The sequence below is a fragment of the Saccharothrix sp. NPDC042600 genome (assembly GCF_040647305.1).
In the GTDB taxonomy this organism is placed as follows: domain Bacteria; phylum Actinomycetota; class Actinomycetes; order Mycobacteriales; family Pseudonocardiaceae; genus Actinosynnema; species Actinosynnema mutabilis.
This window is the reverse complement of record NZ_JBEZBW010000087.1, coordinates 26,380-36,002: the sequence shown is the minus strand read 5'-3', so window position 1 is coordinate 36,002 and position 9,623 is coordinate 26,380. Positions and strand designations below refer to the sequence as shown.

The following is a 9,623-nucleotide window of genomic DNA, read 5'->3' as shown; positions in this document are numbered from 1 at the left end:
CCAACGGTCCGGGCGGCCAGCCACGCGGCGGTCGCCCGGTGCCGGCCCGCGTCCTCCTCGGCGAGCAGGTCGCGCAGCGCGGCCAACGCCGTGCCGCCGCTCGCGGCCAGCCGGACGTGCGCCGCGGACTGCTCGGCGGCCCGCACCGCGGCCTCCAGCTCGACCGGGTCGCACATGTCCGCCGCGCCCGCCAACCGCCGGGCCGACCGCAGCGCCCACCGGGTCCGCAGCCCGCCGAACAGCCCTTCGCGCGGCCTCATCAGGTCGCGCACACGGGTGAGGTCGATGTCCTCGAACGCTTTCGGCGCGACGGCCCGGTGCGCGGACATCAATGCCTCCCGCCGCACCGCCTCCGCGGCCAGGTCCTCGTCCCGCAGCGCGTCCGCGACCGCGCGTTCGACCCGTGCCACCGCCGCGTCGGCCGACCGCCGGGCGCGGTCCAGGTCGTCCCCGGCCCGGTCGGCGGGGGCCAGGCCGTCGGCCAGCTCGCGGGCCATCTCCTGGCGCAGCTCCGAGTCGCCGAACAGCACCGGCACCGGACCGCCCGCGCGGCGCAGCGCGGCGCCGAGCACGTCGGCGGCGTTGCGGGTCCGGCTGGCCAACAGCACCGACTGCCCGGCGGCCACGGCGTCCAAGGCGATGGCGGCCAGCGTGTGGGTCTTGCCGCTGCCCGGCGGCCCGCCCACCACGGTCACCGGAGCGGACCGGGCCGCGCGGACCGCGGCGCGCTGGCTCGGCGTCAGCGGCAGCACCTCGGTGACCGGGCCGTCGTCCGGCTCGACCTCGACCGGCGCGTACAGCCTGGCCAGGGCGGTGTCCTCGATGCCCGGCACGCCCGCCCACGTGAAGAGGGCGGTGCCGCGCCCGGTGCTCACCACGGGTTCACCGGCGTGCAGGCCCGCACCCTTGACGACGACCAACCGGTCCCCACCGACGAAGCTCCTGGGGTCGTGGGTGGCGTCCAGCACGGGCACGCCCGGGAACCCGCCCGCCGTCAGGGCCGCCGCGATCCACTCGTCGGTCGGCGCCAACCCGGTCTCCAGCTCGGGCACCCGCAGCCACTCGGCCAGCGGGTACACGGCGACGTCACCGGCCGGGTGGATGCCGTACCGCCGCCCGCCCGCGTGGTGCAGCCGCACCGGCCGCGACACCAGCGGCAGGCACACCCGCCGCCGCTTGCCCTCGACCTCCGCGGGCCCGCACAGGAACGCCCACCCCAGTCGTAGCAACCGGTCCTCGCGGTGCAACGCGTCGAACGCCGCCAGCCGCCGCACCGCGTGCTTCAAGTGCTGCCCGGCGGCCCATGGCACCGGCTCCGCCTCCGCGCCGGCGGTCAACGCCGTCCACGCCACGGGCGCGTCGGCCAGCCACACCAGGCCGGCGGTCTTGGCGACGTCCACGTGGACGCGCTGCGGCTGCTCGGACGCGCTGAGCCGCGCCAGGGTGCGCAGCACTGCGGAAACGGTCACGGCGGCATCCTGCCGCACGGCCTCCCGACCGCGCGCCGCCCGGCGCGCCGCCTCACTGTTAGTCTCGCCGCTACGACTCGCAGTACTCGCGGAGAGATGATGCTCAACTCGCATTACGACGACGACCCCGCCCGGTATTCGGCCAAGCGCTCCGGCTGGCTGAACCAGCGCCGGCAGCAGCGGGCGATCGACTTCCTCCGCGACGCCAAGGCCGGGGACAAGGTCCTCGACCTCGGCGCGGGCACCGGTGACCTCACGCTCGCCATCGCGGCGGCCCGGCCGGAGCTGACCGTGGTCGGCGTGGAGCCGCTGGAGAGCTACGTGGCCTTCGCCAAGGAGCGGGCGGCCGAGCGGGGCCTGGCCAACGTCGACTTCGCGCAGGGCTTCGCCGAGGACCTCAGCTCGTGGCTCGCGGCCGGGTCGGTCGACTGGATCGTCTCCAGCGACGTGCTGCACCACGTGACCGACGAGCAGGCCGTGGTGGAGAGCGTCGCGGCGGTGTGCAAGCCGGGCGCGAACTGGCTGGCCATCGAGCCCAACGCGTGGAACCCCTACATCTTCCTGTTCCAGGCGATGACCGAAGGTGAGCGCAACTTCCGGCCCAAGCACTTCACCAGGCTGGCCACGGCCAGCCGGTTCCGGCTGGCCGCCACCGACCGGCTCTTCCTGATCCCGGGCGCGATCCCCGACCCCAAGCCGTGGATGAAGCAGCTTGAGGAGAAGCTGGAGAACTCCAAGGTGCTGGGCGGCGGCATCGCCCTGCGCCTGGTCCGCACCGGCGCCTGACCTCAGCGGGACGCGCGGTCCGCCTCGACGGCGGTGATCACCCCGAACGCGGCGCCCCGGCGGCCGGCCGGCGGCAGGTCGTCGGGCAGCGGGACACCGCGCGTCACGGCCTCGTGCGCCGCCTCGCGGGCGATTTCGGTCAGCGGGTGACCGCCGAGCAGGGCGGCGTCGCGCAGGGTCGTGCCGTTCTCCGGTCAGTGCGCGATCGCGGCCGGCACGGGCAGTTCGGGAGCCGGTGAGAGGGCCTCGACCACCGGGACGACGCCGCCGAACACGGCCTCGACCTCCCGGCGCACCTCGGCGACGGCGGCGTTGTCGACGGGCGTGACGAACTTGGGCATTCAGGCCTCCGGACGCGTGCTGGGACGGGTGGCGACGGCGATGACCAGCAGGAACGCGATCAGCGCGGCGAGGGTGCGGGCGATGTTGAACGCTTCCCAGCGGTCGAGGATCGCGGCGTGGTCGGCGGGTGGCGTGCCGACGGCCCACTGCTTGATCCGGCCGTTGATGGGCACGTTGCCGAACATCGTGATCAGGAAAGACGAGAACGCCAGCACGGCCGCGCCGGCGGCGGCCCACCGCGCGCGACCCCGCACGAGCACGGCCAGCGCCAGCGACCCGAGGACGGCCACGGCCATCGTGCCCTGGACGACCCGGCCGTTCACGCGCATGAGGGCGGTGTGGAAGGTCAGCCGCACGTCCAGCGGGACCACGTCGAACGCGGACGCGACGTTGACCGCGCCATAGGTGTAAATGCCGGCGAGGAGGCCCGTGGCGAGCAGGGCCACTCCGGAAACCACTCTGATCTTTGACACGCTGTCAAACATAAGCGCATGGGCTAAAGTTTGACAACATGTCAGACGTAACGCGGCCCCGCCGCCGGCGCGCCGACGCGGACCGGAGCGCGGCGGCGGTCCTGCGGGCGGCGTTGGCCCTGCTCGCCGAACGCCCGAACGCGAGCGTCGAGGACATCGCGGCGGCGACCGGGGTGAGCAGGCAGACCGTCTACGCCCACTTCAAGACACGTGACGCGCTCATAGGCGCGGTGATCGACGCGGTAACGGCCGAGGTGACTCGTGAGTTGGACAACGCGCGACTGGACGAAGGTCCGGCGGCGGACGCGTTGTTGCGCCTGCTCGACGTGAGCTGGAACGCCGTGCGCCGCAACCCGGTGCTGCTCCACCTGTCCGCACCGGAAGGCGACAACGCGCGACACGTGCCCGTGGTGGACCACCTCCACCGGGTGTTGGCGCGGGGTCGGGAGTCGGGGGAGTTCACGGCGGACGCGCCGATCCCGTGGCTGGCCAAGGCGATCGTGGTGCTGGGCCACGCGGCGGGGGAGGAGGTGGCCGCCGGGCGCATGAGCCTGGACGGCACGCCGAGCACGCTCGCGGACAGCGTGCTGCGCCTGTGCGGCGCGAGGCCATACTCGCCGACATGATCGACGCGGCGGCCCCGCCCGGCATCCGCGCGGAGGTCTACCGGTCCGCGCGGGACGCCCAGGCGCGCCGCACCGGAGCGTCCACAGTGGACTAGGCCTCTTGCTCCTGTTCCATGGCGCGGTTGAAGTCGGACTTGCCGGCCTGCCAGCCGTCCTCGTCCGCGCCCAGGCGCCAGTAGCCGGAGATGGACATGCGTTCGCGCGGCACCCCGCGTTCCAGCCGCAGGTGCCCGCGCAGCGCCTTCACGGCGTTCGCCTCGCCGTGCACGAACACGTGCACGTCACCGGGCGGGAAGTCCAGCGTCCGCACGGCCTCCACCAGCGCCTCGCCGCGTCGTCGCCCGTCGCGGTGCAGCCACGTGACGCCGGGCGCCGGGTGCTCGTCCTCGGGCCCGTCGACCTCCACGAACACCTTGGCCACCGCGCCCGGCGGCAGCGCCTCGACCGAGGCGGCGATGGCGGGCCACGCGCTCTCGTCCCCGGCCATCAGGTGCCAGTCGGCGTCCGGGTCGGGCGCGTAACCGCCGCCGGGACCCGCGAAGTGCAGCACGTCCCCGGGCTGCGCCTTGGCCGCCCACGGCCCGGCGACGCCCTCGTCACCGTGCACCACGAAGTCGATCCACAGCTCACCGCCGTCCCAGCGCCGGACGGTGTAGGTGCGGGTGCGCGGCCACCGGTCGCGCGGCATGCTCGCGCGGATCTCCCCGAGGTCGAACGGCTCGGGGTAGACGACGTCCTCGCGCGGGAACTGCAGCTTGACGTAGCTGTCGGTGAACGGCCCCACCTCGAACCCGTCGACGGCGAACACCACCCGGATCATCTGCGGCGCGATCCGCTCGGTGCGCAACACACGACCACTCCTGGTCCGGGACCGATCGGACATACGACGCAACTCCTCGCCACCAAACGACACACGCGAGTCCCACCGTACGCGCCCACCTCACAACCCCGCCGCCCACGCCCGCACGCCCTCGAAGTGCTCCGCCGTCAACCCACGGCGCGGGTCCACCCCGCACAACCGCGTCGGCACCCCGACCCGCTCACCTTCGAACGTCCCACCCACCGCCGCCCAGGCGTCCAACTCGTCGTCGAACCACGCCAGCGGCCGGCCCGCCGCGAAGGAAGCCACCGCCCGCCACTTCCACTCGCCGTCGGGCCGCCACCCGTGCTCCGGGTCGTAGTCCGGGAACTCGACCACGGGCAGCTCGGGCAGGCCGATCGCCGGCGACACCAGCTCGTTGGCCAGGCCCATCCACGTCGTCGCCCACACCAGCTCCAGCCCGGTTTCGGCCGCCAGGGTCAGCAGGGCGGGGCCGTGCTCGGGGTTGAGCCACACCCGCAGGCCGCGGTACCGGCGCGCGTCGCGCCCGGTGTGCCAGCCGCCGGACCGGGTGTACCGGAACGTCCGGTAGCCTGCCGGCCGCTTGCTCGGCTTCGCCGCGTACGGGTTGAGCGGCCCGTCGACGTCCAGCATCAGCAGCATGGCGGTGATCGTCGGCCGGCGCGCCCGCACCGGTCCACCGGTTTCGGCGCGGTCGAGCCTCAGGGCAGTCTGCGGCGGCCCGCGAAGCCCAGGTCGGCGCGGTGGTACCAGTCCAGGCCCGGGTCGCCCTCCAGCCAGCACAGCAGCACCGGCACGCCGTCCAGGTCGGCCGGGAAGTCGACCAACAACGGCGCGAACCCCTTCAGCTCCGCCCCGGTGCCCTGCACGGTGCTCATCAGGTCGTCCAGCCGCGCCTGCGCCGCCTTGAACTCCGCCAGCCCGCCCAACGGCGACGTCTCGCCCGCCCCCAGCGCGGCGGACAGCTCGGCGGCATCGGCCCGCAGCGCGACGATCTCGTCCAGCACCGGCCGCAGCCGGTCCAGTTCGCGCCGCGCCTCGGCCAGGGTGAACAGTCCCATGTCGTCCTTGCCCGAAAAATGGTTGGTGCGCCCAGGCTAGTCCGGAGAACCGTGTCCCCCGTGCACACGCCTTTCGAAGAGCTGAACGCCGTGCTCGCCGACCTCACGTCCACGGTCCGCGACATCCTGGGCGACACCTACGTCGGCGCCTACGTGCAAGGCTCGTTCGCCCTCAAGGCCGGCGACATGGACAGCGACTGCGACTTCATCGTCGCCGTCACCGAACCGCCGTCGGGCAAGGCGGAGGCGGACCTGCGCGCCCTGCACGACGAGATCCCCACCCGTCCGGGCTTCTGGACAGGACACCTCGAAGGCTCTTACGCCGACACGACCTCACTAAGAGGCGTCGAAGGGCTCGGCGTGCCGTGGCTGTTCTGCGACCACGGACACCGTGAACTCATCTGGGACACCCACTGCAACAGCCTCCACACGCGGTGGATCCTGCGGAACCACGGCATCACCCTCGACGGCCCACCGATCGCCGACCTGGTGGACGAAGTGCCGCCCGACGCCATGCGGGAAGCGGCGCGTGAAGCCCTCCCGGACGTCCTCGACGGCATACGCACCTGGGCGTCGTTCGACTGGGCATGGACACAGCGGTACATAGTCGCCACGCACTGCCGTGTGCTCTACACCCTCTTCACGGCACAGGTGGCGTCCAAACGTGGTGCGATGGAGTGGGCCTACGACACCCTGGACCCGCGCTGGCGACCCCTGCTCACCCAGGTCATCGAGGACCGCTCACGCGGCGCGGACCCGGACGACCCGCCCCGTCCGGGCAGCCTGGCGGCGGCCCGGGAGTTCGCCCGGCACGTCGTCACGCTCGGAGCACGGCGAGGATCTTCTCCGGCGGGTTCGTGACCGACGAGTCCCGGCACGGCCAGTAGTCCGTGAACGCCCGCCGCGTGCGCGGGTACCGCGTGGTCAGCTCGCGGATCGCCGCCGCCGCCGAGATCGGCGCCAACTGCGCGCCCACGCAGTAGTGGACGCCGTGCCCGAAGGTCAGTTGCTGGCGGGCGGTGGCGCGAAACGGGTCGAACTCCGCCGCCGTGGGCCCGTGCACGGCCGGGTCGCGGTTGGCCGCGCCCACGTTGATGAACACCAGTTCGCCCGGCTCGATCACGCTGCCGTGCACTTCGACGCGCTCACGGGCCACGCGCGGGGTGAGGTTGCGGACCGCCGGGTTGTGCCGGGAGCCCTCCTCGACCACCAGCGGCGCGGTCTCGGGCGCGGCGGCCAGCGCCGCCCACCCGTGCGCGGTGCGCGGGGACAGCAGGACCCCGAGCAGGTTGCCGATGGTCCCCGCGGTGGTCTCGTGACCGGCCACGATGAGCAGCAGCACGTTGTTGACCAGCCACTGCGCGCTGTCCGGCTCGGCCGGGTCGGTCACCCGGACCAGGTCGCTGATCAGGTCGTCGGCCGGGTGCCGCGTCCGGTCCGCGACCAGCCGGCCCAGGTACTCGGCGACCGCCGCCGCGGCGGGCCCGGTCACGGCCGGGTTCTCCGCGGTCAGGGCCTGCGTCCACGGCACCAGCACGGCGTGGTCGGACTCGGGCAGGTCGAGCAGTTCACACAGCACCTTGAACGACATCGGAGTCGCATAAGTGCTCACCAGGTCGAGCGGAACGTCGTGGGGCAGCGTGTCCACCAGTCCACGCGCGATGCGTTCGATGCGGGGCCGTAGCGCCTCGATGCGGCGTGGCGTGAACACGGCCGCGATGGGCTTGCGGAGCCTTCGGTGCAGCGGGTCGTCGGAGTTGAGCGCGGAGACGGCGTTCATCGGGTTGACCATGCCCGGCAGGCCCAGCCGCGAGAGTTGTGCGAGGTAGGCGGCTTCCAGGGCGTTGCCATCCTTGGACAGGCGTTGGTCGGCCGCGAGTCTTCGGGCCTCGTCGAGACCGACGGTGACCACGGCGACCGTGACGCCGGTGGGCAGCACCGCCCGGGTCACCCACTGCCCGCGGTCACGCAGGGCGTCCTCGACCTCGTGGTGCTCGTGGGCGCGCAGGCCCTCCCCGCCCAGGAGGACCTGTGTGCGCGGTTCGGTCGAGGTCGTCAACGGGTCTCCTCACGGGGGAACGCCCCGCGCACCACCAGTTCCAGCAGGGGGCGCGGGTCGGTGTGGTCGTTGCGGGCCACGCGGTGCAGGATCACGCCCTCGCAGCACGCGGCGATGGCCTGCGCGGCGGTCGGCGGGTCGGGCGCGCCGAGCTTGGTGAGCACGGCGACCACCGACTCCTCCATCACGGCGCGCACCCGGCTCAGGGCGTCGCGCAGCCCCGGCTCGTGCCCCGCTTCCAGGAACACCACCAGGCGCGCGGCGGTCCACGTCCGGTCCGGGCCGGTCAGGTGGTCGAGGAACGCGCAGATGACGTCCACCAGCTCGGCGGGCGTGGCCGGCATGAACGCGCTGCCGCCCATGTCCCGCAGCTCGTGCGCGGCGATCCAGTCCACCACGCCCGCCAACAGCGCGGCGCGGGTGCGGAAGTGGTTGGACGTGGACCCCTTGGGCAGGTTGGCGTGCTCGTCCACGCGCGCGTGGGTGAGGGCGCGGAGTCCTCCGGTCCCGAGGAGTTCGACGGCGGCGTCGAGTGCGCGGGTCCGCGTTGACGTCACCCGGTCACTATAAACGTAGTGACAACCGGCCGATCCACTATGACCGTAGTACCGTTGGCGCATGGTGGAGTTTCCCGCTCTTGAGGGCGTCTCCCACCGCTTCCTCGACCTCCCGGGGCTGCGTGCGCACGTGGCCGAGGCCGGTGACGGAGACCCCGTTCTGCTGCTGCACGGCTTCCCCCAGCACTGGTGGGAGTGGCGCAAGGTCGTCCCGGGCCTGGCCGGGCGACGCCGGGTGGTCTGCCCGGACCTGCGCGGCGCGGGCTGGACCGACGCGCCGCGCCGCGGTTACGACTACGAGACCCTGCGCGGCGACCTGGTGGCCCTGCTCGACGCGCTGGACCTGGAGCGCGTGGACGTGGTCGCGCACGACTGGTCGGCGATCGTCGTGTTCCGCATGTGCCTGGACGACCCGGACCGGTTCCGGCGGTTCGTGGCCATCGGCGTGCCGCCGCCGTTCCTCGACTTCGACTGGCGGATGCTCGGCGCGCTGCGGCACGCCTGGTACCAGTTCGCGCTCATCACGCCCGGACTCGGTCCCTGGCTGGTGCGCCACGGCGGGCTGCCGCAGTACCTGCTGACCGGCTTCGCGGCACCGGGCGCGTCCACGCCGGCCGACGTCGAGATCTTCCTCGAACGCCTGCGCGACCCGGCCCGGGCGAAGGCGGGCTCGCTGCTGTACCGGAAGCTGATCACGCCCGAGTCCCGCCGCATCCTCACCGGCCGCTACAAGAAGGCCCACTTGAAGACGCCCACACGGGTGCTGTTGGGCACTCAAGACCCGGTCGTGCGGCCGGACCTCGTGCACGGGTACGAGGACCAGGCGGACGACCTGGAGGTGGTGGCGGTGCCCGGTGCGGCCCACTTCGTGCCCGAGGAACGGCCGAAGGACGTCGTCGCGCGCGTACTGGAGTTCGTTGACGCGCCTTAAATGCTCTCCAGCAACGCTTTGAGCCGCTTGGGTGCCGCCACGCGGTAGCTCTCGACGAGCAGTTCGGCGACTTCCTCCCAGTCGGTGTCGTCGTCCAGGACCAGGCCCACGACGTTGGCCGCCCACCGGGGCTTGAAGAACGGGTGCGGCGCGCTCGACAGCGCCGCCAGGTCCGCGCCCGCCGCGCGGAAGGTCAGCACGCTGCCCGCCGCCAGCCCGGACGCCTCGGCGTAGGACGGCGGACGCCCCTCCTCGATCTCCAGCACGTGCCCGAACGCCCGCTGCCCCACGCGCCACCGCGTGCCCCGCCAGGCCCGTTCCTCGACCACCTCCGGCAGGCCCGCGCACACCGCCCGCAGCCGCTCCAGCACCTCGTCGGGCACTTCCGCGTAGTCCGCCACCGTTCCCCCTCGCCTCGACCTGCGACGATTCTGCCCGCTCGGATCACGGCGAGGTTGCTTTGCCGCCGAGTGATCCG

At 73.1% G+C, this 9,623-nt stretch carries 13 protein-coding genes; 4 read left to right on the top strand and 9 right to left on the bottom strand.

The window, feature by feature from the left end:
- Positions 1-1,469: AAA family ATPase (locus tag AB0A74_RS33565; RefSeq protein WP_358255889.1), on the bottom strand; the 1,469-nt coding region annotated here is incomplete at its 3' end.
- A 96-nt stretch (positions 1,470-1,565) separates the two neighbouring features.
- Here AB0A74_RS33565 and AB0A74_RS33560 point away from each other — a divergent pair.
- The gene (locus AB0A74_RS33560) at positions 1,566-2,255 is read left to right on the top strand and encodes a class I SAM-dependent methyltransferase (RefSeq protein ID WP_358255887.1); all 690 of its coding nucleotides are present in this window, start codon (positions 1,566-1,568) and stop codon (positions 2,253-2,255) included.
- Positions 2,256-2,449: 194 nt separating this feature from the next.
- Here AB0A74_RS33560 and AB0A74_RS33555 read toward each other — a convergent pair whose 3' ends face one another.
- Together AB0A74_RS33555 and AB0A74_RS33550 are read right to left on the bottom strand one after the other, a co-directional pair.
- On the bottom strand, positions 2,450-2,596 hold the full coding sequence (locus tag AB0A74_RS33555) for a hypothetical protein (protein WP_358255885.1): 147 nt from the start codon (positions 2,594-2,596) through the stop codon (positions 2,450-2,452).
- A complete protein-coding gene (locus AB0A74_RS33550) occupies positions 2,597-3,070 on the bottom strand; it encodes a DUF1772 domain-containing protein (protein WP_358255883.1) in 474 nt (157 codons plus the stop codon).
- Positions 3,071-3,108: 38 nt separating this feature from the next.
- On the opposite strand from AB0A74_RS33550, the gene AB0A74_RS33545 reads away from it, so the two are divergent.
- Positions 3,109-3,696, top strand: coding sequence for a TetR/AcrR family transcriptional regulator (locus AB0A74_RS33545; RefSeq protein WP_358255881.1), 588 nt, complete (start codon positions 3,109-3,111; stop codon positions 3,694-3,696).
- A gap of 91 nt (positions 3,697-3,787) precedes the next feature.
- Here the strand turns inward: AB0A74_RS33545 and AB0A74_RS33540 are convergent, their stop codons facing one another.
- The 3 genes from AB0A74_RS33540 to AB0A74_RS33530 all read right to left on the bottom strand — a co-directional run bounded on the left by AB0A74_RS33540 (position 3,788) and on the right by AB0A74_RS33530 (position 5,598).
- A complete protein-coding gene (locus AB0A74_RS33540) occupies positions 3,788-4,546 on the bottom strand; it encodes a siderophore-interacting protein (protein WP_358255880.1) in 759 nt (252 codons plus the stop codon).
- 90 nt (positions 4,547-4,636) lie between these two features.
- On the bottom strand, positions 4,637-5,179 hold the full coding sequence (locus tag AB0A74_RS33535) for an HAD domain-containing protein (RefSeq protein ID WP_358255878.1): 543 nt from the start codon (positions 5,177-5,179) through the stop codon (positions 4,637-4,639).
- A gap of 59 nt (positions 5,180-5,238) precedes the next feature.
- Positions 5,239-5,598, bottom strand: coding sequence for a DUF2203 domain-containing protein (locus tag AB0A74_RS33530; RefSeq protein ID WP_358255876.1), 360 nt, complete (start codon positions 5,596-5,598; stop codon positions 5,239-5,241).
- 60 nt (positions 5,599-5,658) lie between these two features.
- Here AB0A74_RS33530 and AB0A74_RS33525 point away from each other — a divergent pair, with 60 nt between their 5' ends.
- Entirely contained in the window at positions 5,659-6,459 is an 801-nt protein-coding gene (locus tag AB0A74_RS33525; RefSeq protein WP_358255874.1) for an aminoglycoside adenylyltransferase domain-containing protein, read from the top strand.
- Here the strand turns inward: AB0A74_RS33525 and AB0A74_RS33520 are convergent.
- Together AB0A74_RS33520 and AB0A74_RS33515 are read right to left on the bottom strand one after the other, a co-directional pair.
- Positions 6,416-7,657, bottom strand: coding sequence for a cytochrome P450 (locus AB0A74_RS33520; protein WP_358255872.1), 1,242 nt, complete (start codon positions 7,655-7,657; stop codon positions 6,416-6,418). The genes AB0A74_RS33525 and AB0A74_RS33520 overlap by 44 nt on opposite strands.
- On the bottom strand, positions 7,654-8,214 hold the full coding sequence (locus AB0A74_RS33515) for a TetR family transcriptional regulator C-terminal domain-containing protein (protein WP_358255871.1): 561 nt from the start codon (positions 8,212-8,214) through the stop codon (positions 7,654-7,656). Before AB0A74_RS33515 ends, AB0A74_RS33520 begins: the two co-directional genes overlap by 4 nt.
- A 61-nt stretch (positions 8,215-8,275) precedes the next feature.
- On the opposite strand from AB0A74_RS33515, the gene AB0A74_RS33510 reads away from it, so the two are divergent.
- Positions 8,276-9,145 carry an alpha/beta hydrolase gene (locus AB0A74_RS33510; RefSeq protein ID WP_358255869.1) on the top strand — a complete coding sequence of 290 codons (870 nt, stop codon included), beginning with the start codon at positions 8,276-8,278 and terminating at the stop codon, positions 9,143-9,145.
- Here the strand turns inward: AB0A74_RS33510 and AB0A74_RS33505 are convergent.
- Positions 9,142-9,546, bottom strand: a complete 405-nt coding sequence (locus AB0A74_RS33505; RefSeq protein ID WP_358255867.1) for an MmcQ/YjbR family DNA-binding protein — start codon at positions 9,544-9,546, stop codon at positions 9,142-9,144. The two genes, AB0A74_RS33510 and AB0A74_RS33505, sit on opposite strands and share 4 nt — an antisense overlap.
- Positions 9,547-9,623: the final 77 nt, after the last annotated feature.